The 24,607-nt window shown below is 59.4% G+C and carries 18 protein-coding genes; 6 read left to right on the top strand and 12 right to left on the bottom strand.

Annotated features, from left to right (window positions below; translation table 11 throughout):
* Position 1: 1 nt before the first annotated feature.
* The 5 genes from ACX8ZY_RS11465 to ACX8ZY_RS11485 form a co-directional block, all read right to left on the bottom strand.
* A complete protein-coding gene (locus ACX8ZY_RS11465) occupies positions 2–1,069 on the bottom strand; it encodes an ABC transporter permease (protein WP_010245772.1) in 1,068 nt (355 codons plus the stop codon).
* Positions 1,070–1,296: 227 nt separating this feature from the next.
* A complete protein-coding gene (locus tag ACX8ZY_RS11470) occupies positions 1,297–2,829 on the bottom strand; it encodes a sugar ABC transporter ATP-binding protein (protein WP_033757441.1) in 1,533 nt (510 codons plus the stop codon).
* 10 nt (positions 2,830–2,839) lie between these two features.
* Positions 2,840–3,451: a DUF2291 family protein gene (locus ACX8ZY_RS11475; protein ID WP_010670005.1), complete on the bottom strand. Its 612-nt coding sequence runs from the start codon at positions 3,449–3,451 to the stop codon at positions 2,840–2,842.
* 45 nt (positions 3,452–3,496) lie between these two features.
* Entirely contained in the window at positions 3,497–4,432 is a 936-nt protein-coding gene (locus ACX8ZY_RS11480) for a D-ribose ABC transporter substrate-binding protein (protein ID WP_010670004.1), read from the bottom strand.
* A gap of 55 nt (positions 4,433–4,487) precedes the next feature.
* Entirely contained in the window at positions 4,488–5,285 is a 798-nt protein-coding gene (locus tag ACX8ZY_RS11485) for a GolD/DthD family dehydrogenase (RefSeq protein WP_010245786.1), read from the bottom strand.
* Positions 5,286–5,637: 352 nt separating this feature from the next.
* On the opposite strand from ACX8ZY_RS11485, the gene ACX8ZY_RS11490 reads away from it, so the two are divergent.
* The gene (locus tag ACX8ZY_RS11490; protein WP_010245789.1) at positions 5,638–6,450 is read left to right on the top strand and encodes a DeoR/GlpR family DNA-binding transcription regulator; all 813 of its coding nucleotides are present in this window, start codon (positions 5,638–5,640) and stop codon (positions 6,448–6,450) included.
* Positions 6,451–6,559: 109 nt separating this feature from the next.
* Positions 6,560–6,913: a DUF6404 family protein gene (locus ACX8ZY_RS11495; protein ID WP_233273058.1), complete on the top strand. Its 354-nt coding sequence runs from the start codon at positions 6,560–6,562 to the stop codon at positions 6,911–6,913.
* 622 nt (positions 6,914–7,535) lie between these two features.
* On the opposite strand, the gene cobA is transcribed toward ACX8ZY_RS11495, so the two are convergent.
* The 7 genes from cobA to ACX8ZY_RS11530 all read right to left on the bottom strand — a co-directional run bounded on the left by cobA (position 7,536) and on the right by ACX8ZY_RS11530 (position 19,475).
* Positions 7,536–8,375: a uroporphyrinogen-III C-methyltransferase gene (gene cobA / locus ACX8ZY_RS11500; RefSeq protein ID WP_010670001.1), complete on the bottom strand. Its 840-nt coding sequence runs from the start codon at positions 8,373–8,375 to the stop codon at positions 7,536–7,538.
* Positions 8,375–10,993, bottom strand: coding sequence for a nitrate reductase (locus ACX8ZY_RS11505; RefSeq protein ID WP_010245802.1), 2,619 nt, complete (start codon positions 10,991–10,993; stop codon positions 8,375–8,377). Before ACX8ZY_RS11505 ends, cobA begins: the two co-directional genes overlap by 1 nt.
* Positions 10,990–15,054, bottom strand: a complete 4,065-nt coding sequence (nirB, locus tag ACX8ZY_RS11510) for a nitrite reductase large subunit NirB (protein ID WP_158131759.1) — start codon at positions 15,052–15,054, stop codon at positions 10,990–10,992. Before nirB ends, ACX8ZY_RS11505 begins: the two co-directional genes overlap by 4 nt.
* Before the next feature lie 10 nt (positions 15,055–15,064).
* On the bottom strand, positions 15,065–15,853 hold the full coding sequence (locus ACX8ZY_RS11515) for an ABC transporter ATP-binding protein (protein ID WP_010245808.1): 789 nt from the start codon (positions 15,851–15,853) through the stop codon (positions 15,065–15,067).
* 10 nt (positions 15,854–15,863) lie between these two features.
* Positions 15,864–16,736, bottom strand: coding sequence for a nitrate ABC transporter permease (gene ntrB, locus ACX8ZY_RS11520; RefSeq protein ID WP_010245811.1), 873 nt, complete (start codon positions 16,734–16,736; stop codon positions 15,864–15,866).
* 11 nt (positions 16,737–16,747) lie between these two features.
* Positions 16,748–17,998, bottom strand: a complete 1,251-nt coding sequence (locus tag ACX8ZY_RS11525; protein ID WP_010245814.1) for a CmpA/NrtA family ABC transporter substrate-binding protein — start codon at positions 17,996–17,998, stop codon at positions 16,748–16,750.
* A gap of 262 nt (positions 17,999–18,260) precedes the next feature.
* Positions 18,261–19,475 carry a nitrate regulatory protein gene (locus tag ACX8ZY_RS11530; protein WP_010245817.1) on the bottom strand — a complete coding sequence of 405 codons (1,215 nt, stop codon included), beginning with the start codon at positions 19,473–19,475 and terminating at the stop codon, positions 18,261–18,263.
* 488 nt (positions 19,476–19,963) lie between these two features.
* On the opposite strand from ACX8ZY_RS11530, the gene ACX8ZY_RS11535 reads away from it, so the two are divergent.
* From ACX8ZY_RS11535 to tagF, 4 genes are all read left to right on the top strand, one after another.
* Entirely contained in the window at positions 19,964–20,455 is a 492-nt protein-coding gene (locus ACX8ZY_RS11535) for a hypothetical protein (protein ID WP_010245819.1), read from the top strand.
* 85 nt (positions 20,456–20,540) lie between these two features.
* Entirely contained in the window at positions 20,541–21,758 is a 1,218-nt protein-coding gene (icmH, locus tag ACX8ZY_RS11540; protein WP_187505405.1) for a type IVB secretion system protein IcmH/DotU, read from the top strand.
* Positions 21,758–23,872 (top strand): type VI secretion system membrane subunit TssM, encoded by a 2,115-nt coding sequence (gene tssM / locus ACX8ZY_RS11545; protein ID WP_033771588.1) that lies wholly within the window; start codon positions 21,758–21,760, stop codon positions 23,870–23,872. Before icmH ends, tssM begins: the two co-directional genes overlap by 1 nt.
* 13 nt (positions 23,873–23,885) lie before the next feature.
* Positions 23,886–24,584 (top strand): type VI secretion system-associated protein TagF, encoded by a 699-nt coding sequence (gene tagF, locus ACX8ZY_RS11550; protein WP_010245828.1) that lies wholly within the window; start codon positions 23,886–23,888, stop codon positions 24,582–24,584.
* Positions 24,585–24,607: the final 23 nt, after the last annotated feature.

The following is a 24,607-nucleotide window of genomic DNA, read 5'->3' on the forward strand; positions in this document are numbered from 1 at the left end:
GTTAACTGTGACGAACATCAGTAAGGGGGGCTGCCTGCTGCTTTTTTTCATGGCGACGCAGCAGCACCACTTTGCTTTGCAGACGTTGCTGGAACTGGTCGATGACTACCGCAGTCACAATCACCAGACCTTTGATTACCATCTGCCAGAAATCGCTGACGCCCATCATCACCATGCCATCCGCCAGGAAGACGATAACGAAAGCGCCAATAATCGAGCCGGAAACCCGGCCACGTCCACCTGCCAGCGCCGTGCCGCCCAGCACGGTGGCACCAATGGCATCCATCTCAAACATGTTGCCGGTCATCGGGTGCGCAGTCTGCAACTGAGAGGCCACCACCAGCCCGACAAGCCCCGCGCAGAGGCCGGAAAAGGCGTAGACAAAGACTTTCACCTTGATAATCGGCACACCCGCCAGTCGCGCGGCGGACTCATTGCCGCCAATGGCGTAGATGTAACGACCCAGCGGGGTTTTGCGCGTCAGGTAGAGGCCGAGCAGTAAAAAGCCGAGCATCAGCCAGATTGGCAGATAAACGCCCAGTACGGTGCCGGAGCCGAGCAGCGAAAAGCCGGTGTTGCCCAGCGCGGGCACTCCCACCAGGTTGGCGTAGGTGCCGCCGTCGTTGAACAGCAACGCCGCACCGCGCGCCACATACATCATGCCCAGGGTGCAGATAAAGGGTGCGACGCCCAGTCGGGTGATCACCGTGCCGTTAATCAGCCCCACCAGCACGCCAAAGATGGCCACCACCAGAATCACTTCAGGCACGTTGAGAAACAGCGTATTGCCGCCCCACAACGGGATGCCATTGGTGAGCAGTGCGCCCGCCACCATGCCGCAGATCCCGGCGACCGCACCCACCGAGAGATCGATACCGCCGGTCAGGATCACCAGCGTCATACCAATGGCCAGCAGGCCGGTAATCGCCACGTGCTGCGTCATGATCAGCAGGTTAGAGGGGGTAAGAAAGTTCGGCACCATCACGCTGAAAAAGCCGACCACAATCAGCAACGCAATAAAGGTGCGGGCCTTGAGCAGGTACATATAGAGCAGATATTTTTGGTTCATGAAATTCTCCGGCCAGCTTAGAGCCTGGCCCGCCAGGCGTAATGGTTTCAGGCAGTCTGGACACGGACAGCGCGGAACAACCGGCACGTACACGCAGTACGTCAGGATTACTCGCTGTGCTCGCCCCTTCAGGGCCGCCCTGACGGGCGTTCAGGTTGCTAAAGCAGCCTGTGTGACCACTGCCCAGGTTCAGACAGACAAATAAAGTAGCCTGATGGGGCAGGCTCTTAATCCTGCGGGGTTGATGCCGCAATCAGATGTTCTCGCGTCGCCGCTGCGCGCGGCAGATCGGCAGTTATCCGGCCATCGGCCATCACTAAAATGCGGTCCGCCAGCGCCATCACCTCATCCAGTTCAGACGAGGAGAACATCACTGCCAGCCCCTGCTGTGCCAGACTGCCAATCAGGTGATAGACGTCGGTTTTGGCACCCACGTCGATACCGCGCGTTGGCTCATCCAGCAGCACCACCTGTGGCCCGGTCATCAGCGCTTTACCCAGCACCACCTTCTGCTGATTACCGCCGCTCAGCGCCGTAACCGGCAGGTCGGGATCGCTGACTTTAATCGCCAGATGGCCGATCATCTCACTGACCCGCTGCTGCTCCCTGGCAGGATTCAACAGCCCCAGCGCACGTCGAAAACCGCGCAGGCTGAAGTCAGAGAGCGTCATGTTGGCGGTGACCGACATCAGTTCAATCACCCCTTCGCCTTTGCGATCTTCGGGCACCAGCGCTATGCCACTTTTCAGCCGCTGCTGGAAGCTGCGTTTCGCCAGATCCCTGCCCGCTAAACGTACCCGGCCCGACTGACAGGGCATCAGGCCAATCAGCCCCTTAAACAGCTCGGTGCGTCCGGCCCCCAGCAGGCCATAAATGCCGATCACCTCGCCTTTGCGCAGCGTAAAACTGACGTCATTAAGCTTGTAACCGCCGTTCTGATGCAGCGCAGTCAGGCCCTCTACCTCCAGCACCGTTTCCCCCTGTGGCGCAGGCTGATAGTCGAACTGCTTTTTCTTGTCACCCACCATCTGGGCGATAATCCACGGCACGCTGGCGTCCCGTACCTCGCGCTCACTGATAAAACGGCCATCGCGGAAAATGGTGATGTGATCGCCAATCTCCATCAGCTCTTCCAGCCGGTGAGAAATGTAGATAATGGTGACCCCACGCCGCTTAAGCTGATCGATGACGTTAAACAGCACTTTCACTTCAGACTGGCTCAGGGCGCTGGTCGGTTCATCCATGATCAGCACCCGGGTATCCTTCGACAGCGCCCGTGCGATCTCCACCAGCTGCTGATGACCAATACCCAGCTCACCCAGCGGCGCGTAAGGATCGACATCCAGCTGCAGCCGCTCCAGCAGCGACTTTGCCAGCGCGTACTGATACTTTTCATTGATCACCCCGCGCTGGAAATACTCATTGGCGATAAAGATGTTGTCCATCACGTTCATGTTGGGAAACAGATTCAGCTCCTGAAAAATGATACTGATCCCCTGCTTCTCTGCCTGATGCGTGGAGTTCAGCGACACCACCTTGCCATCCAGCAGAATCTCGCCCGAGGACGGCGTCTCTACACCCGCCAGCATCTTCATCATGGTGGACTTACCGGCGCCGTTCTCACCGATCAGCACGTTAACTTTATTGCGGTAGACCCGATAACTGACCTGATCGAGCGCGGTCACGCCGGGATAAAGACGCGACACGTTGCGCGTTTCGATAATCACGTCGCCGGACTGTTGCGGTTGAGGATTTTGCATCTGCCGCTCCTTATTGCCGGTTGATCGCAGCCGGAGTGATATCCGGCAGCTGCTGCGGAATGTCCCAGCTGCTGAACACGCCGGAAACCCTCACTTTATCGCCCACCTTCGGCGCAAACTGCTGCATCAGAGTGGAGGCGTGCTGGTTAATCGCCTTGCCGTAATCACCAAACAGCACCTGGTCATTGAAGTCCTGATAGCTCACGCCTTTGTAGACATCCCGCAAAGCGGTACCGCGAATGATTGGCCCCACCTGAATAGTGACACTGTCACCTGATTCATCTTTCACGGTCATCTTCCCGCTCCGTGACGTGGTATTCACGGCGGTCACCTCGCCGCTAACCGAGACGCTGAAGACACAGGGATTCTCAGCCTGACTACGATAGCCGTAGCTCTGACAGGCACTGTCGAAGTCTTTAGCAGACTGCAGCGACTTCATCAGCGTCGCCAGCGGTTTAGCCTCTGCCTGAACCTGTGGCACCAGTTTCTGCTGCCAGAGCTGGTCGATGTTCGCCATTTTCGGATTGGGGGGATTTTTCAGGGCAGCCAGCTCCTGCTGCGACACAATTTTGCAGCCGCTTAACAGCAAGACCACTAGCGTCAGCCAGACTCTTCGGGACATCATCTTCTCCCTGGCGCCCGCTTTCGCAGGCGCGACAGCGTTTAATTACGACTTGTAGTTAAAGTCCTGTACACCTTTAGCGTTTTCCGGGGTAATCAGAATGCCGCGGAACATCACCCGCTGTTTTTCCGGCTTCACGCCCTTCTGAATGAAGTTATCGAGATCGGTCACCCCTTCAGCGGCAATCGCCTGCGCCTGCAACATGACCGTGGCTTTCAGCGTGCCCGCTTTCACTGCATCGCGTTCGTCGTTGCTGCCATCAATCCCCACCACGATGACATCGTTGCGACCGGCTGCCTTCAGCGCAGCAATGGCGCCCAGCGCCACCGGGCCGTTACCGCAGATCACCCCTTTCACATCCGGATGCGCCTGCAGGATGCTGTCCATAATGCGCTTGCCGTCGATCAGCGTGCCTTTGGCATCCTGACGCGCCACGCTCTGCATATCAGGATACTGATCCAGCACCTGATGGAACGATTTCGAGCGTGTCACGCAGTTGTTATCCGCCAGGTTACAGGCGAGTTCGGCGTATTTGCCCTTTTCGCCCATCTTTTCAACAAAGACGTTGGCAACGTCTGAACCCGCCTGGAAGTTGTTGTGGGTGATCTGTGCCAGCGCCACATCATCCACCGGGATTTCGCGGTTGATCAGCACCACCGGGATCCCGGCATCTTTGGCTTTTTTAATCGCCGCCACGCTGGCGGTGGAGTCGGCGTTATCCAGCACGATACCCTGCACTTTTTTACCGATAGCGGCGTCGATTAGTTCGCTCTGTTTCTTCACATCTTCGCCGTGCGACAGCACCGTCGTTTTGTAACCCAGCTCCTGTGCTTTGAGATTGGCGCCTTTGGCTTCGGAGGCGTAGTAGGGATTATCGAGTGAGTTAACCAGAATCATAATGGTGCCCTTTTCGGCGGCAAACGCCGCCTGCGAAACCAGACAGGCAGCCACGGCAGTGCACAGCAAGGTACGGTTTTTCATGATGTTCTCTCTTATCGTTATGGCAGGGTATGAATTCCCGGGTGCTGGATTGGCCTTACCAGATGGTAAAGCCCCCATCGATCATCAAATCGGCGCCGGTGATCATGTCGCTGCCGTTGCTGGCGAAAAACAGCACCGCAGCGGCGATCTCATCGGTATAAGCAAAGCGTCCGAGCGGAATCAGCTTCTTCATCTGCTCACCCTTCTCGCCGCGCCAGGCCTTTTCGCCCATCGGCGTCAGCACTACGGTGGGCGACAGGGTGTTAACGTTAATGCGATGCGGGGCAAACTCTTTGGCCATCACTTTGGTCATGCCCAGCAGGCCCGCTTTGGCTGAGGTGTAGGCGACATGGTTGTCGATAGCGATGGATGCCGCCTGGGAGGCGATATTAATAATTTTGCCGCCCGCACCGGCACGGATCATCAGCCGTGCGGCGGCCTGTGAGCAGAGAAAAGGCCCGGTGAGATTCACCGCAATCTGCTTCTGCCACTCGGCAAAATCGGTCTCGATCACCGGCTGCAGCATCACGTAGCCTGCGCAGTTCACCAGGATATCGATCCGGCCATAGTGGGAAACCACATCGTCAAAAGCCTGTTCAACCGACGCGGGATCGGTAACGTCACAGCAGACAAACTGCACCCGCTCGACGGGGAAATCTGCCCTCAGGCTGGCCACCTTCTCTGCTTCAAACGGCGGATAGAGTAGTGCCAGACTCGCGCCCTTCTCCAGCAACATGCCATTGGTCGCCATCGCGATACCGCCCAGCCCGCCGGTCACGACGGCCACTTTGCCGGCCAGATTCATTGCGGTATCCACGCCGTAGCGCAGGTTTACGTCATATTCACCACTCATCCCACTCTTCCCCTCAGATTTTTGCCGATGCCGTTGACTCACTCATTTTCGAACAAAAATATAAGCTATCGAAAAGAAATGTTGTGTGGAGCAGATCAAATTTCGACCATCTGCCCTGTAAAGCGGCTTATCTGATTGAAAAGACGTGATCTGGCTTCCAGTCCCGAAATAAAGGCAGCTGGTTGCAATCCGGAAAGCGTGAGAGATTCAATAACCTTCACATTTTATATTTTCGTTCGAAAACCAAAGGCAGATCAGGCTATCTCGCATTCATAAAAATGGCGCGTTAAACTCAGCCACAAAGACCTTGTTCGCCCGACTTCTCAGGTTATTGGAAAAGGGAGCATTTCGATTGAAAAGCAAAAGTGAGCAGTTCGCTGACATGCAGCAACGCCGCGAGAAAATTCTGGAGATGATCCGTGAGGATGGCACGGTCACGGTTAAAGCTTTGACGGAGACCTTTGGACTGACCGAAGCCACCTTACGCAGCGACCTTCGCATGCTGCAAAAACAGGGCTTTGTGCAGCGCTACCATGGTGGCGCGACGCTGATGACGGGCAAACAGAATACCGGGGCGATGCTGCTGGAGCGGCAGACACATCTGGAAGAGAAAGAGGCGATTGGCCGGCTGGCGGCGCAGCATATCGAAAATGGCGACACGGTGATTTTCGATTCCGGCACCACGACCACCGCGATCACCGATGCCATCAGCCACATCCGCCGCCTGTCGGTCGTGACAACCGCGGTGAATATCGCCCTGAAACTGGGCGGCGAGCCGGGGATCAACATCCTGCTGACCGGCGGTACCTTTAAATTTCCGACGCTCTCTACCTCCGGCGAAAAGGCGGCCAGCTTCTTCGAAAACGTGCTGGCCGGTAAACTCTTCCTGGCGACCGCCTGCATCTCACCGCGTCTGGGCCTGAGCTTCCCCAGTGAAACCGACATCAAGGTAAAGCTGGCGATGATCAAATCCGCCAGCACGGTTTACGTGGTCGCTGACTCCAGCAAAATCGACAAGGTTTCGATGTTCGCGCTGCCCTGTGACTGGAGCAATATTCACTACCTGATCACCGACAGCGGCATCAGCACTGCACAGGTCAAAGCGTTTGAAGCGTTAGGCGTGAAAGTGCTGGTGGCCCCGCTGCCGCTGAAGCGGGCGATGTAATGCTTGTTGAAACAACATCGATTCAGCCACTCGCTGTCATCAGACAGCCACAGGATTAAGTTACGCTCCAGAGCGAATGCTAAGCAGGGATGTACCGGATGATAAAACGATGAAAAACGAGATTTTCGAGCGCAGGAAAGCGCGGGCTTTAGCCCTGATGGCAGCGAAGAAAATATGGCCGAGTCACTCTGCTCCGCCATTACATCGTTTGTTATGGAAAATGAATATCCATCTTCCACCCCCGAGTTTCACTCCTTTCTGGCTCAATCTTGTGGTGTTTGCCAGCATGTACACGCTGATGATGCCACTGCTGCTCTTATTGCCTTCTCTTCCGGGCGTGTCTGACGACAACTATTCGCTGATACCCAATCTGATCGCAGGTCTGTTCTTCGGTACAACAATGGCACTGTTTCACGCATATCGAAAAAAGGTTCACAACCTGCCTGCGTGGGAGGAGCTTTAAAGCCAGCTAAAGCTCCATCGTCTTTTATACAGTGCACCTGCACGATGGTGCCTCCACTGTAAGCACGCACTATCGCTAATCGTGCAGGTAAGGCCTGCCTGAAGAGCAAAGTGTGCGAGCCAGGGATGGCGAGCCCAGTCCGCAGGGATGCGGGATCCCTTTGCGATCAGGCAGGCCTTTCCTGCACGACGCACCGTCTTACCAACCCTCACCTGCCTTCCCACACTGGACTGCTCTTTTCGTCCTGCTCGGGCACTTCCACTCTCATCAACCGCACTCAATCCAGATCTGATCCCAAAAAAAACCGCACCGCCGCCAGCCGGGCAGGAAGGGCCTGCCTGAAGAGCAAAGTGTGCGAGCCAGGGATGGCGAGCCCAGCCTGCAGGGATGCGTGATCCCTTTGCGATCAGGCAGGCCTTTCCTGCACGCCGCACCGTCTTGCCGCACCGTCTTGCCGCACCGTTCCGGCCTTACCACCAAGACATACGCCCACTCAATCCAGACCTGATCCCGCAAAACCCCGCACCAATGCCAACAGTGCAGGTAAGCCCTGCCTGAAGAGCAAAGTGTGCGAGCCAGGGATGGCGAGCTCAGTCCGCAGGGATGCGGGATCCCTTTGCGATCAGGCAGGTCTTTCCTGCACGACGCACCGGCTCACCGTCTCCCCACCCCGCACCTGCAAATCCGCCCGATAAAACCGCACCACTTCACCCACCATCAGCAACGACGGAGACACCGGCTTATCCCGCGCCACCGTCTCCGCTAATCCCCCCAGCGTGGTAATCAACACCCGCTGATCGGGCCGGGTCCCATTCTCAATAATCGCCACCGGCGTCTCCGCATCACGTCCCTGCGCCTGCAACTGCGCACTGATCGACGCACTCCAGCTCAACCCCATATAAAACACCAGCGTCTGATTCACCGCCGTCAGCGCAGCCGCCTCCAGCTGCGGCTCGCCGTTCCGCCCATGCCCGGTAATCAACCGCAAAGACTGCGCGCAATCCCGATGCGTCAACGGAATTCCGCTGGCTGCCGCACAGCCCACAGCCGCCGTAATCCCTGGCACGACCTCACAGCGAATCCCGGCCTGCTGCACGCTCACCATCTCCTCGCCTCCGCGACCAAAAACAAACGGATCGCCCCCCTTCAGCCGGATTACATTGCGTCCACTGCGCGCCAGTTCCACCAGCAACTGATTAATCTGCGCCTGCTTCAGACCATGCTGCCCCGGCTGCTTACCCACATCAATACACAACGCCTGCTCCGGCACCTCCGCCATCACCGCGTCACTCACCAGCCGGTCATATACCACCACCTCAGCACGCTGCAGCAACCGCAACGCCTTAACGGTCAGCAGTTCCACATCGCCAGGGCCCGCACCCACCAGCCACACCGCGCCCTGTTGCGACACGGCATCCACCGGGGCCAGTAACTTATCCAGAGAATCAATTGCTCGTGTCATCATTCCTCCGACATCACTTCGGACAGCAACAACTGCTTCAGCTCCGGAATACAGGAGCCGCACTGCGTGCCGCACTTTAGCTTTTCGCCCAACGCCTGAGTTGTACGACACCCCTGCGCCACCGCCTGTAAAATCGTCTGCTCACCCACCGCCATACAACTGCAAATAATCCGTCCCGTGGCCGCGCCCTGCGCGGGCTGTCCTGCCAGTACACTGTGCCGCCCTGCCGCATCCTGCGGCGCATGACTAAAGGCCTCTGCGACCCACGCACTATCAATCGACGGCAACACGGAGCCGGCATAAAACGCCAGCTGCAACTCGCCGTCACGCCATGCCAGCAACCGGTAATCATTGCCGCTGCCGGTCGCAACCTGCCTGTGACAGCCTGAAAGAACAACCTGCCCGTCCAGCCAGACCTGCGGCGAGCCCTCGCCCGCCACCGCATAACGCTGCACCGCCGGATAGGGGGTACGCGCCCAGTAACGCAACCCTGTGGGCTGCGCTATCTCGCGCTGCCATAGCCAGCCCTGCCAGCTCACCCTCAACGGCAGAATCCGCACCGACGTCTGCTTCAGCGCGGGCTGCCCCGAAAACGGACAGGCGCGGGCGGCCACCAGTAAATCGACGTGACTCTGCTGACTGAACTGCCGGTTCCAGTGCATCGGCACAAACAGCTCGCCGCGCCGCATCCCGGCATCGACACGCACCCGCACGCTAATCCAGCCCTGAACAGACTGCACCCGCGCCAGTCCGCCCGCCGTCACGCCATACGTTGCCGCATCCGCCGGATGCAGCGCGACAAACGGTTCATCGCAATGCTGCATCAGACGCGGCACCAGCCCGGTACGCGTCATGGTGTGCCACTGATCGCGCACCCGTCCGGTATTCATCAACAACGGATACGCCGGTTCGCGCGGGGCGACAACCGGCGTGGCCGGCACCCGCAACCGGGCCTTACCATCCGGATGAAAAAACCGACGATTGCCAAACAGCCGGGCGCAGCCCTGCGGACAGGCCGCGTTAACCGGCCACTGCACCGGACGCAGCGCATCCCAGTCAGCATTACTCAATTGCGCCAGGCCGCTGATATCAAACGCCCTGGCGCCCCGGTTCTCGAAACCTGACAACGCCGCATGCTCACGGAAAATCTCTGCCGGATGCTGCCAGTTAAAGCCTTCATCAAACCCTAAACGCCTGGCCACCTGCGACAGCAACCACCAGTCAGGCCGGGCGTCACCGGGTGCGGCGGCAAAAGCGCGCTGACGTGAAATACGCCGCTCGGAATTGGTCACCGTGCCGTTCTTCTCGCCCCACCCCTGGGCGGGCAGCAGAATATTGGCAAAGGCGCTGGTATCGGTCTGCGCCATCACATCTGATACAATCACCAGCGGACAGGCCGCCAGCGCCTGCGCGACGCGGTTGCCCTCAGGCATCGACACCGCCGGATTGGTGCCCATAATCCACACTGCTTTCACCGTGCCATCCGCCAGTGCCCGGAAAAGATCCAGTGCAGTCAGTCCCGGTTCCCGGGCAATGGCCGGACTGCGCCAGAAACGCTGCACCCGTTCGCAATCCGCTTCAGTAAAATTCATATGCGCCGCCAGCTGATTCGCCAGGCCACCCACCTCCCGTCCGCCCATGGCATTTGGCTGTCCGGTCAGCGAAAAAGGACCACAGCCCGCGCGGCCTATTTTGCCCGTCAGCAGATGCAGATTAAGAATCGCCTGGTTATTGTCGCTGCCGGTGGCGGACTGATTAATCCCCATGCACCATAGCGTCAGCACCCGATCGTGCTGGCTGAAAAGCTGGAAAAAGTGCGCGACCTGCTGCACGGTTAAGTCACATGCCTCTGCCACTCGCGCCACACCCCACTGCGCTGCGGCGGTCAGCGTCTCGTCCACACCATTCAGGTGCGGCAACATGCTGGCATCAATGCCATCCTGCTGCGCCAGCCAGTGCAGCAGACCGGAAAACAACGCCGTATCGCTGCCGGGCCGCAACGGCAGGTGGAGATCGGCCTGATCGCAACTCGCCGTACGCCGCGGATCGATAACGACAATACACATCGCCGGACGTTGCAGCTTCGCCTGCATCAGCCGCTGCCACACCACCGGATGCGCCCAGGCAGCATTAGACCCCACCAGCAGCACCAGGTCGGCCTGCTCCAGATCCTCATAGCAGCAGGGCACCGCATCGGCCCCCAGCGCCCGCTTATAACCGACCACCGCCGACGCCATGCAGAGCCGCGAATTCGTATCGATGTTGGCTGCACCGATGTAGCCCTTCATCAGCTTATTGGCGACGTAGTAATCCTCGGTCAACAGCTGGCCGGAGCCGTAAAACGCCACCGCCTGCGGGCCATACTGATCGATAACCGCCCGCAATCCCGCCGCCGCCGCATCCAGCGCAGCGTCCAGGCTGACGCGCTGCCCGTTAACCTCGGCGTTCAGCAAACGCCCTTGCGGCGTCAGGGTCTGGCCCAGCGCTGCGCCTTTTACGCACAACCGACCTGCATTCGCGGGATGGTGCGGATCGCCGATCACGGTTGCCTGATGCGCCCCCTGCGGGGTGACGCAGACGCCACAGCCGACGCCGCAATAGGGACAGGTACTGTTCATGATGCCTGCGCCAGCTGATCCAGCGGACGATTTGCCAGCCAGATCTGACCCGCTTCCAACTTCACCGGCCAGCAGCGCAGCTGATGCTGCGGGTTATCCAGGCTCTGTCCGTCACGCAACCGTATCCGCTGCTTATAGAGCGGGGAGATCACCACCGGCTCGCCGCCCACATCGCCAAGGATCCCACGTGAGAGCACGCTGGCGTCGCTGCCGGGTTCGCGGTCTTCCAGCGCAAAAAGCGCATCGCCAAAGCGGAACAGCGCAACACGTTCGCTACCCAGTCGCGCCCCGATCCCCGCCTGCTGAGGAATCGCCTCCAGTGTACACACCGCGCTCCACGGCTCGGCTGGCGGCGGTAACAGCGGACGATCGGTAACGGCCTCCGGCTGACGCTGACCGCGCACCCGGCTGTAGTGCAGCGTCTCATCCGGGCGATCGCTGTTGACCGTAGGGGTAAACAGCGCAAGTCGTGAAGGATCCGCCAGCGTGGTCTGCCACTCGCACTGATACGCGTCCACCACCCGCTGCATCTCCTGCTCCAGCGTCTCGCCCAGACCGAGGCTATCCTCAATCACCACCTGACGCAGATAGTCCAGGCCGCCTTCCAGATTGTCCATCCAGACGCTGGTGCGCTGCAGCCTGTCTGCGGTGCGGATATAGAACATCAGCAGGCGGTCGACATAACGCAGCAGCGTGGCATCATCGAGATCGCTGGCGAACAGGTCGGCGTGGCGCGGCTTCATGCCGCCATTGCCACACACATAGAGATTCCAGCCCTTTTCCGTGGCGATCACCCCGATATCTTTGCTCTGCGCTTCCGCACATTCGCGGGTACAGCCCGATACCGCCATCTTGATCTTGTGTGGGGCGCGCAGCCCCTTGTAGCGGTTCTCCAGCGCAATGGCGAAAGCGGTTGAATCCTGCACGCCGTAGCGGCACCAGGTCGACCCCACACAGGACTTCACAGTGCGCAGCGACTTGCCGTAGGCGTGACCGGTTTCAAAACCCGCCGCCAGTAGCGTCTGCCAGATATCAGGCAGTTGATCGAGCCGCGCGCCAAACAGGTCGATACGCTGACCGCCGGTGATTTTGGTGTAAAGATCGTAACGCGCCGCCACCTCGCCAATCGCGATCAACCCCTGCGGCGTGATTTCGCCCGCCGGGACGCGCGGCACCACCGAATAGGTGCCATCTTTCTGGATATTGGCGAAATAGCGGTCGTTGGTGTCCTGCAACGGCAGATGCGCCGGTTTTAGCAGATAGTCGTTCCAGCATGAGGCGAGCAGTGACGCCACCAGCGGTTTGCACACTTCACAACCCTGCCCCCGCCCATGCGACGCCAGCAGCGCATCAAAGGTTCTGAACTCACCGGCCCGCACCAGGTGATAAAGTTCCTGGCGCGAATAGCTGAAATGTTCACAGATATCTTTTTTTACCTCGACACCGAGGTTTTCCAGCTCAAACTCCATCACCTGTTTTACCAGTGCCGCACAGCCGCCGCAGCCCGTAGCCGCTTTGGTGCAGCTTTTGATGCTGCTCATCTCACCGCATCCGCCTTTCACCGCCGCGCAGATTTCGCCCTTGCTGACGTTGTGACAGGAGCAGACCTGGGCGCTGTCAGGCAACGCCGCGACGCCTGGCGCTTTCGGCGCCTCCGACAGCGCAGGCAGGATAAGGCTTTCTGGCGCGGCAGGCAGCGGTAACTCATTGAGCATCATCTGCAGCAGCGTGGCGTAGTCGCTGCTGTCACCGACCAGCACGCCGCCCAGCAGCCGGGTGCTGTCGGCAGAAACCACGATTTTCTTGTAGATGCCTTTTGGCCCGTCGGTCCAGTGATAGTGCTGACTGCCCGGCGTGCGGCCATGCGCGTCACCAAACGACGCCACCTCCACCCCCAGCAGTTTCAGTCTGGTACTCATGTCCGCGCCGCTGAAGGCGGTGGATTCAGCCGCCAGATGCCCGGCCAGCACGCGTGCCATCTGATAGCCTGGCGCGACCAGACCGAAGATCTGACCGTTCCACAATGCGCATTCACCAATGGCAAACACCTCTTCATCGCTGGTCTGGCAGCGATCGTTAATCTCAATGCCGCCGCGCGGTCCCAGCGTCAGGCCCGCTTCACGTGCCAGCTCATCGCGCGGCCGGATACCGGCGGAGAACAGCACCAGATCGCCGGGTAAACTGCTGCCGTCAGCAAAGCGCAGCACCACGCTACCGTTGGTCTGACGCTCAATCAGTTCGGTCTGTTTTGAGGTGTGAACCGTGACGCCCAGCGCATCGATCTTCTGGCGCAGCATCAGCGCCCCGCCCTCATCGAGCTGCACTGCCATCAGGCGTGGCGCAAACTCCACCACATGCGTTTCCAGCCCGAGCTGCTGCAGCGCATTCGCCGCCTCCAGACCCAGCAGGCCGCCGCCAATCACGATGCCGCGCTGGCTATTGCGGGCGCAGGCAGCAATGGCATCAAGGTCATCCAGCGTGCGGTAGACAAAGCAGCGTTCGCCATCGTGGCCCGGTACCGGCGGTACAAAAGCACGCGAGCCGGTAGCCAGCACCAGCTTATCCCACGCCAGCTCATTGCCCGCGCTGTCACGCAGACTGCGCTGCTGACGATCGATCGCTACGACTGCGCAGCCGCTGCGCAGTTCGATGCCGTGCAGGGTAAAAAAGTCCGCGCTGACCAGCGACAGATCGTCGGCCGTTTTGCCGTTGAAATAGTCCGACAGATGCACCCGATCGTAAGCCTGCTGACGCTCCTCGCCGTAAACCACGATGTGGTAGTGCTGATGCAGTTCGCGGGCAACCAGCTGTTCAAGAAAGTGGTGACTGACCATGCCGTGACCCACCACGGCTAATACCGGTTTACTCATCTCAGGACTCTCTGCAGCCTGCGGCTGCGGTTCAGGTTGACGGGAATCGAACAGGGCTTCGAGCGTGACAGCTTCGGTGTGCAGCAGACGCGCCAGCAGCGCGGGACCCTGCCGGGTGTCGCCAGAGAGCAATACGCCACAGAGGCGGCCCTGACGAAGAAACAGACGGCGGTAGTCGCCGGAGATCGGATCAAAACTGCTGATGGAGGGTGCCTCACTGACATCCCCGGCGCTGAACAGCGAAATGCCACTGACTTTGAGCCGCGTCGCCTGCGGCTGGCTGACAAAATCCGCCAGTGGCGACCCCGCCAGCTGTGCGGCCAGAATCTGCGCCTGCGTCAGGCAGGGTGCGACCAGGCCAAAGGTTTCGCCGGCAATTTCGCAGCACTCGCCTACGGCGTACACCGACGGGACCGCTGTGCGTAACTGCCCATCGACCAGAATGCCGCGCTGACACGGCAGACCCGCTGCCTGCGCCAGCGTTATCTCCGGCTGAACGCCGATGGCAATCACCACCTGCGTGGCGGCGCAGTGACGCCCGCTGGTCAGCGTCACACCCGCCTCGTCAATCGCCGTGAGTCCGCTGTTCAGCACGCAGCGGATACCGCGCTGCTGGAGTGCCGTCAGCAACAGCTCGCCCGCCTTTGCATCCAGCTGGCGATCCAGCAGCCAGGGTTTGTGATGAACCAGCGTAACCTCACGCCCACGGGCACAGAGTGCCGCCGCCGCTTCAATGCCGAGAAAACCACCGCCCAACACCACCACCGGTCCCTGGCACGCCAGGAGTTGCCGGACGTCGGCGATACTGCGAAAACCCAGTACGCAATCCGCGTTGATGCCGGGAATGGCGGGCAAACGGGGCTGTGAACCGGTGGCAAACACCAGCCGATCCCAGCCCAGCTGGCGATAATCGGTCTGCACTGTACGTGCCGACAGATCGACCTGCAGCACGGTTTCGCCGGATAGCAGCGTGACGCCGTGCCGCTCATACCAGTCGCGATCGTGGATCAGCGTTTCACTGAACGGCGTTTCACCCGCCAGCACCGGCGAGAGCAGCACACGGTTGTAATTGCCGTGCGGCTCGCGGCCAATGACCGTGATGGCGAAGCGCTGCGGTGCACGTTGCAGCAGGCTCTCCACCATCTGCATTCCCGCCATGCCATTACCTATCACCAGCAACCGTTGCTTCATGGTCTGTTCCTTACGCCGCAGTGGTCTGTTTTTCATAGAGGAAATGCAGCACTTTCTGTCGCAACTGGTGGTAGCGCGGCTCATCCGCCAGCGCCACCCGTGAACGCGGACGTGGCAGATCGACAGTGAGGATCTCGCCAACCTGCGCCGCCGGGCCGTTAGTCATCATCAGCACCCGGTCTGACAGCAGCACGGCTTCATCCACGTCATGGGTAATCAGCACGATGGTGGTGTTCAGCTCCTGCTGAATGCGCATCACGCTGTCCTGCAGATGAGCGCGGGTTAAGGCGTCCAGCGCGCCAAACGGCTCATCCAGCAGCAGCACGCGTGGCTTCATCGCCAGCGCCCGCGCAATACCGACGCGTTGCTTCATACCGCCGGATATTTCGCCGGGCCGCTTGTGCATGGCATGGCTCATCTGCACCCGGTTAAGGTTGTGCTCGATCCAGTCACGCATCTCCGCTTTGCTGAAGCGCCCTTTAAACACCTGTTGCACCGCCAGCTCGACATTCTGAAATGCCGTCAGCCACGGCAGCAGCGAATGGTTCTGAAACACCACCGCGCGCTCCGGACCGGGGCCAGTGATTTCGCGGTTATCACACAGCAGCACGCCGCTGCTGGGCCGGGTTAAACCGGCAATCAGGTTCAGCAGCGTCGATTTGCCGCAGCCGGAGTGGCCGATCAGGCTCAGGGTTTCCCCTTCGTGAATATCAAAACTGACATTGTCCAGCGCCAGAAACTCGCCGCTGGCGGTGGCAAAACGCTGGCTGACCTGCTGGACGCGAATGATCTGTTGCATCGTGCTCTCCTTATTTATCCCAGCTAAAACGACGGACCAGCAGCATCAGCCCCTGTTCCAGCAGCAGCCCGATTACGCCGATGACCAGAATGGCGACCAGAATATTTTCCACGTTGAGGTTGTTCCACTCATTCCAGATCCAGAAGCCGATGCCCAGTCCGCCGGTCAGCATTTCGGCGGCGACGATCACCAGCCAGGCGATGCCGATAGAGAGACGGACCCCGGTCAGCACCGCGGGCAGCACGGCGGGCAGCAGGATCCGGCGCATCACCGTCCACTCAGAAAGCTGTAACACCCGCGCCACGTTGAGGTAATCCTGCGGAATACGCTGTACCCCTTCGGCGGTGTTAATGATCATTGGCCAGATCGAACAGATAAAAATGGTCCAGCTGGCGGCAGGCTCGGCGCGCTGAAACAGCAGCAGGCCAATCGGCAGCCAGGCCAGCGGACTCACCGGCCGCAGCAGGGCGATGACGGGATTGAACATCTGCGCCATAAAGCTAAAGCGACCGATTAAAAAGCCCGCCGGAATGCCGACCAGCGCGGCCAGGCCGAATCCAATGCCGACGCGTTGCAGCGACGCCAGCACGTTCCAGCCGATGCCCTGATCGTTGGGGCCGTTGCTGTAGAACGGGTCAGCGAACAGGACCTGAGCGGCCTGCCAGGTGGCGTAAGGCGAAGGGAAACCCGGTTGCGACAGCGCCGCGATCTGCCACACCAGCAGCATTAATAACAGGCCACCGGTGGCGGGAATGGCGCGCTGCAACAGCGGACGCAGACGCGCCGGACGGGCTGCGGCTTTCGGGGTGACCTGTAACGGAATAACGGTGGCACTGTTGTGACTCTGCACCGGCTGCGCCAGGGCGCGCGCGTCAGTTTTCATAGCAACCTCTCTTAACGTTTGATAGCGAAACTGGCGGCATAGGCGGCAGGATCGCTGCCATCCCAGACCTTGCCGTCGATGAAGGTACTGCTGCGCATTTCACTGGCGGGCAGTGCAACCTGTCCGACTGCGCTGGCGGCCTGTTTGTAGATGTCGATGCGGTTGATCTGGCGCGCCACCGCGAGGTAGTCGGGATCGCTGGCAAGCAGGCCCCAGCGTTTCATCTGGGTCAGGAACCACATGCCGTCTGAGAGCCAGGGAAAACTGACGTTGCCGTTGTCAAAGAAGCGCATCGGGTGAGCGTCCTGCCACGACTGCCCCAGGCCGTTCTGATACTGACCGAGCATCCGACCCTGTAACGTCTCCACTTTGGTATTGATCCAGGCGCGGCCGGCTAACACCTGCGCGGTTTCGCGGCGGTTGTCGTCCGAGGCATCAATCCAGCGCGCGGCCTCCAGCACAGCGGCGGTGAGTGCACGGGCCGTGTTGGGGTTCTCTTTCACCCACTCTGCGCGGGTGCCGAGCACTTTTTCCGGATGCTCCGGCCAGATCTGCTGGCTGGTGGCGGCGGTAAAACCGATGTTGTCGCTGATGGCGCGCTGGTTCCACGGCTCACCAACGCAGAAGCCGCTCATGTTGCCAATTTTCATGTTCATCACCATCTGCGGCGGCGGCACGACCACGGTGCGCACGTCATCAAACGGGTGGATGCCCGCATTGGCGAGCCAGTAATAGAGCCACATGGCATGGGTGCTGGTCGGAAAGGTATGGGCGAAGGTAAAGCTGCCTTTGGCGCTGCCATCAATGGCCTTTTTCAGGCTGGCCGCATCGGTGACCCCACTGGCTTTCAGCTGGTTCGACAGGGTGATCGCCTGGCCGTTATGGTTGAGCGTCATCAGGTTCGCCATGTCGTGCTGCGGACCCGCTACGCCCAGTTGCAGGGCGTAGATCATGCCGTAGAGCACATGCGCCGCATCCAGCTCACCGGAGGTCAGTTTGTCGCGCACCGCCGCCCAGCTCGCCTCTTTGCTGACCTGCAATGTGAGACCATACTTTTTGTCGAAGCCTTTCACAGAGGCCATCACCACCGGCGCGCAGTCAGTGAGCGGGATAAAGCCGACCCGCACCTGCGCTTTTTCTGGCGCATCTGATCCCGCTGCCCAGACCGCATTTCGTAATCCCGGAACGATCCAGGCCGCACCCAGCGCGGCGCCGGAGATCAGCGCCTGACGTCGTGTCAGTGAAAATGGCGTTTTGCTCATCTTGTTGCCCCTGAACAGAAATAAAAAAAGGCGTCCTCCGACAAGCCGAAGCCTGCGGATGGACGCCTTTATCCAAAGCACTGACCCCACCGCCATTGGCGGGAGCAATGCGTACTCTCTATAGGGATTAAGCAAAGGATGTGCCAGATCGCCGAAACAGCCTTAATGCCGATCTGCGGTGACGCACTGTTGAAAAATTAACCGTTTTTGCACGTTTCTGACGCAGATCACGCACAAAGGTTGTGCAGCTACCTCATCCGGGTTAGTTGCTCAGGGTCTTCGCTACCGCCAGTACCGCCTGCGCGATCTCCAGTACCCGCTTATTCTGATTCATCGCACTTTTGCGTAATGCCTGCCAGGCGGCCTCTTCTGTGAAACCCTGCTGCTGCATCAGCCAGTGTTTGGCCTGATCGATCACCCGCCGCTCGTCCAGTGAGGCGCGCATCGCCGCCAGTTCATCCGCCTGCTGCTGCAAACGCTGCGACTGTTCGCCAATCAGCGATAGCACCGAGCGCCCCAGCTGCGGGGCCAGACCGTCGCTGTCGAGCGCCGCCGCGCCAGGCAGCCAGTCCGCCCCGGAGACGTAAAGCGAAAAATTGCTGTCGCCCTGCACCACTGTTCCTGCCGCCTGCTGTTGTGCCTGATCAATGGCAGCCCGGCAGCGCTGCATCAATGTCGCCGTCAGGGCATCCTCCAGCATTTTCATCTGATCCAGCCGCTCAGAGAGCAGGGAAAACCAGTGCAGCGCGCCGGTCTCATCACAACGGCCGCCGGTGCAGGCGATGCGACGAAGGCGTTCGATGTCGCGGCTGGCCTGAGCCAGCGGCTGCCAGGATTCACACGCGGCGCTGTCAGCAAACTCCCGGAAGGTGATAAAGCTCTGCTCCTGTGCCGCAATCAGGGCGACCATCTGGCTGCGCTGGTCGGGGGTGAACTGACGCGCCGCAAAGCCGGCTGAGCCGATGGCCCGCTCCTGCCCGGCCAGTTCTTTGCCCTGCATAAAACTGAACAGGGCGATCAGTGCACGGGAGATGCCGGGATAGCTGGCGGTGTCGGCCGCCTCAAACACCAGATTGAGTAAAGTACGGATAACCTGGTTAAAGGCGGCCATCGCCGCGGCCTGATCAAGCTCACGCTGGCTGATTTGCTGGCGCAGCGCAGGCAGTCCGGCCAGCGCCTGCAGGGCAGCGGCAATCAGGTTGCAGAAGCGGCTGTAGCCGGGCTGCGCTATGGCGGCCGGCAGCGCCTGATAAAAATGCTCCAGGCCGGCGCTGACCTCCTGCTGGCGGGCATGACGTTCGGCGCTGAACAGCGCTCCGTCAGAGCAGATCCAGAGATTGTTTGCGCCACGTTCCCGCTGCAACCGATGGACCAGTTCACTGACGGCAGCCATCAGCTCGCCGGTTTCCAGAAGACGTTGCAGGCTGGCGATATCGCTCGCGCGTGATGCCTGCAGCCAGGTCAGGGCGTCCCTCATTGCTCACCTCAGTGCGGTTAAAACCTTTCAGAAGCAAAAGGCGTGCCGCTTTCCTGAAAAAAGAGGGTCTGAGCAGGGGCGTAAAATCTGATTTTGATAAGTTTCTTAACGCAAACTGATAAATTTTTTCGGCAACAAGTTATTAGTAAATCTTAATAGTTTCCAATCGGATTCATTGCATGTCAGAATGCGCGGCACTGTTCTCAACCAGTTTGTCTCTGCGATAATTCAGTTCGATTTAACTATCACATTACCTGGCGCTTTTCTTATACCGAAACCCGCCCGTAAAGCGCCTGCTATCACGCATCAGCAGCGGGTGCAATGGTTTGAATTCTCAAAAGTCTTAGGTAAACTGAATGCGTTACTATCCCGATGTAATCTGACCCTTTTTTTAAAAACAGAATTTCGGCACGATGCGGCGCGATAAAGATCGCCTCCTGGCATCGGGCCTGGCAATATGCAGATACTTTGATGAGATCACGAGGAACATGGTGAAAAAGAGTCTTGCGTTAACGCTGCTGGCGGTTCTTACCCTGGCAGGCTGTAAGGCCCCGCCGCCGCCCGTCACTGACGATACGCTGGTCACCAGCGAAATTAACGGCGTCAAACTGGTCCATCGACACGCTGTCGCGGCACCGACTGAATTTGAGCCGGTCAATCAGACCTGGCGGGCGCTTTATGGCGCATCCGTCATGACCTCGCCTGATTACGGCGGCAAAGTGGTTCGCTATCTCGAAACGGGTAAACCGTTCGAAGTATTAGGTAATGTGGAACACAGCTGGCTGGCGATTGCTGACCAGGCTGACGGCCCGCTGATCGGTTATGTGCCATTAAAAGCGGGTGTAGAGAGCAGCCGTTACGATGCCACCGTGCAGAGCGATCGTCCCCGTCCCCGCAAAACGAAACAGGTCTGTGTGGCCGTCGGCGGCGCCAGCAAAGCCTGCCGGACTAACGATACCGCGACCTGGATCTTAGACTGAATATGAAATCCGGCGCATATTGCCCGCAGAACCGTCCCGGGCTGCGGGTACAGGGATTTGCCATTGGCTGGAAGATCACGAATTAATGACTGTGGAATCCCCTGCGCGTGAGGCGACCCCCTCAGGCAATGAGAATCTCTTACTTCAGGCTGCGGCGCCACTGCTGAACGCGGTGGTGCAAATTCGTCAGGCAGCCACCCACGATGACCCTGCGGGTCTGCGCCAGTCTCTGATCGATGAAATCCGCCAGTTTGAACAACGCTGTAAACAGGCAGGGCTGCCGTTTGAGATGATTATCGGCGCGCGTTACTGCATCTGCAGCGCGCTCGATGAAGCGGCGGCGCAAACCCCCTGGGGCACGCGCGGCGTCTGGTCTGGCAACGGCATGCTGGTGACCTTCCATAATGAAAGCTGGGGCGGCGAGAAATTCTTTCAACTGCTGTCGCGCATTTCACAAAGCCCGCAACAACACCTCTGGCTGCTGGATGTGGTGCAATACTGCCTGCTGCTGGGCTATGAAGGCCGCTATCGCGGCAGTGAAAATGGTCGCGCCCAGTGCGATGGTATCCGTAAACGCCTGAAAACCCTGATTGACGAAACGCGTGCCCAGCGCCAGACAGCGCAACCGCCACTGGTGGAAGTGCATCCGCTGGTTAGCACCCTCGCCCGCCCGATGGTGCCGCTCTGGGCCTGTGCCATGCTGGTCGCGCTGATCGGCTGCCTGATCTACAGCGGCCTGAACTGGCGTCTCGGCAATGCCGCCGAACCGCTGCTGCGTACCATCTATCAGACGCCGCTGCCGCAGATTACCGCGGGCCGTCGTCCCTCTTCCCCGCAGGCGCTGCTCGATCTGCGTCAGCGCCTGAATGATGTGATTGCAGCCGGGCAGCTCGAGGTCAGCGATGGTGCCTTTGGCAGCAAAGTGATCATCCCCGCAGACAAACTGTTCGCCGAGCAGGGCACGGTGATCAATCCAGTCGGGCGCGCCCTGCTGGCCCGCGTCTCAACCGCAATGAAAGATGTCAAAGGGACCATTCTGGTGTCGGTGTTTACCGATGATCATCCGGTGGATAACAGCCGCTTTGCCTCCAGCTATGAGTTCTCATTTGCCCGCGCCCGCGCCATCACCCAGTTGTTACAACTGCAACTGGCTGACGGTCATACGGTTCGCTCTGAAGGCCGCGGCGACAGCGATCCGCTGCTGCCCAACGACAGCAGCGAAAACCGCACCCGCAACCGCCGCGTTGAAATCACCCTGTTTGCCGCGCCTGAAACGCTCAGTAATCATCAAGGAGCACAATAATGCGCGCCTCCCTTCGCCTGCTGCTAACGCATCGCCTGCTGTGGAGCTTTATTGGCGTCACGGCGCTGAGCTGTCTGGTCTGGATGCTGGGGCCGTTCTGGTCATGGGGCGAATCGCGCCCACTGGAACCCGTGCTGCCACGCCAGCTCACCGTGAGCGCCCTCTATTTTCTCTGGATCCTGTTCCAGCTGATCCCGTCGCTCTATCGTGCCTGGTTCAACAGCCGCTTACTGACCCAGCTTCAGCTGTCGGGCAACGACGACCCGGCGGAACGTCAGATGACCGAAGAGCGGCTCAACCAGCGCTTCAGCGAAGCTGCGATGCAGCTGAAACGCACTCAGTTTGGCCGTCGTCACAGCGGGAACCTGCTTTCACGCTTTAACGCTAATTATCTCTATCAGCTGCCCTGGTACCTGGTCATGGGTGCGCCCGGCGCTGGTAAAACCACCGCACTGTTTAATGCCGGCCTCGATTTCCCGCTGACCGATACGCTGGGCAAAAATGCGGTTCGCGGCGTCGGGGGCACCCGCAACTGTGACTGGTGGTTTACTGACAGCGCGGTGCTGATTGATACCGCCGGTCGTTATGCGTTGCAGGAGAGCCAGCGCGTGCGAGATGCCGCGGAATGGCACAGTTTTATCAATCTGCTGAAACGCTATCGCACCCGCCAGCCGATTAACGGTGTGATCATGACCATCAGCGTCGCCGATCTGCTGAGTGATTCAGCCGAAGCGCGTTTCGCCCAGGCCAGCGCGCTGCGAGAGCGCATGGCAGAACTGCATCAGCAGACCGGTATTCACTTCCCGGTTTATGTGATGGTCACCAAAACCGATCTGCTGAAAGGCTTTATGAGTTACTTCGGCTCGATTGATAAAGCGCGGCGTGATGCTATCTGGGGCTTCACGTTTAACTGGGAGCTGGGCAAGCCGCACAAAGATGACTGGCATCGCCATTTTGGCCAGCAGTTTCAGCGGCTGGAACAGCAGCTCCAGCAACAACTGGCGGAGCAGATGACCCATGAGCGCGACCTGAACGAGCGCGCTGAGTGCTTCCTCTTCCCGCAGGAGTTCGCCTCGCTGCGTCCACTGCTGAACGAATATCTGGATATCGTTTTCTCTGATCACCAGGATGCGGTCGCCTGGAGCCCGCGCGGCCTCTTCTTCACCAGCGGCACCCAGGAAGGCCTGCCGTTTGATCGGGTGATGGGTGAACTGAGCCGCAAACTGCAGTTGCGTCAGGCGGGCGATCACTCGATCGCGGCCTGGGACAGCGTTAATCGCAACAGTCCGATTCCCGGCAACAAAGGCCAGAGCTTCTTTATTCGTGACCTGCTCAGCGATCTGATATTCAAAGAGAGCGGCCTGGCCGGCAGTAATCGCCGCTGGGAGTACCGTAATCAGCTGTTCCACTGGATTGGCTACGGCGTGCTGGCAGGCGCCCTGCTGATCGCCTCCAGCCTGTGGGGCATCAGTTACTACCAGAATCAACAGTATCTGCAGCAGGTTGCCGCACGGGTACCACTTATCCGTGAGCAAAGTCAGCAGGTGATTCATCAGCCTGCTGATAATATTTTTGATCTGCTACCCTTTCTGAATAACCTGGTGAAGTTGCCGCTCTCGGCGCGCTTTTCCCTCGATAATCCGCCGCTTACTATGCGGGCGGGCTTATACCGGGGTAATCAGATTAGCGATGCCGCCTGGGTGCTTTATCAAAATGCGCTTAAGTCTTTGTTGCTGCCGCGTGTGGCGCAGCAGATCACGAATATCCTGCGCAACGACCCGGGTGATGATAACGCCTACAGCCGCAATGCGCTGCGCGCCTATCAGATGCTCTATCAACCGCGTAATTATGATGGCGAGTTTTTACGGGCCTGGCTGCTGCAAAATTTACAGCGCTCCCTGCCCGATACGGTAAGCGCCCGCGACCTGCAGCAGCTTGACTGGCACCTGAGCCAGCTGCTGGATCAGCAGATTCAGTCGTCGCCTTATGCACGTGATAATGCACTGATGATGCGCAAGCTTGCAGAGAATCTGAAAATTGCGGACCAGGCGGGCGGCATGCTGGCGGTAGCGCCGCGGCACCCGGCCCCGCAATCAAACTCGCATAGCGAGTAATGGTGAGGTGAACATGGCTGCTTACACGGCCCCCGGCTGGTATGGCAAGCTGCCGTCGACCGGTGACTTTCTGCACCATCGACTGAGCGAGCAACAGATTAGCCCGTGGAATCACTGGTTCCAGCAGGGATTAATGCACTGGCATCAGCAGGCGTATTCCTACAGCGCGGACTTTCTCCACGCGCCGGTGTGGAACTTTGTGCTGCCGGTTACCGCGACCCGACCGCAGATACAGATGGGCTGTCTGCTGCCCTCCTGTGACCGCGTTGGACGCGCCTGGCCGCTGCTGGCCCTGCACAGCTTCACGCTGGCTCAGTGGCATCCTGCTCAGCTGACCATTTCCGGTGACTGGTTTCAGGATCTGGGCGCGACACTGTTACGGGCGGTTCAGACACCGCTGAACGGCGAGCAGTTAGAGCAGCAGATACAGGCTTTGCCACCGCTGCTGGTGCCGGCCAGGAAGCCCTCTGAAATCATGGATGTGATCGGTTTTCAGGATCTGCCCTGCACGCTGAGCTGGCGTGAAGTGGCTGAACGTTTCGACCCTCAGCAGCATATGAGCTACTGGTGGAGTAACCGCAGTGATGGTTTTGCCCACGCGACCCACAAGCACAGCGGCAACCTCACCGCGCAACTGTTTTCGTTACTGTTTAACCCGGCGGCAGGTTCACAGCCGGGACGTAATGGCCTCTATCCTCCGATGTTCGAGTGAGGCCGGAAGCGTTTGCCGTTCAA

The sequence above is a fragment of the Pantoea sp. XAF26B01_ASV70 genome, assembly GCF_054512635.1.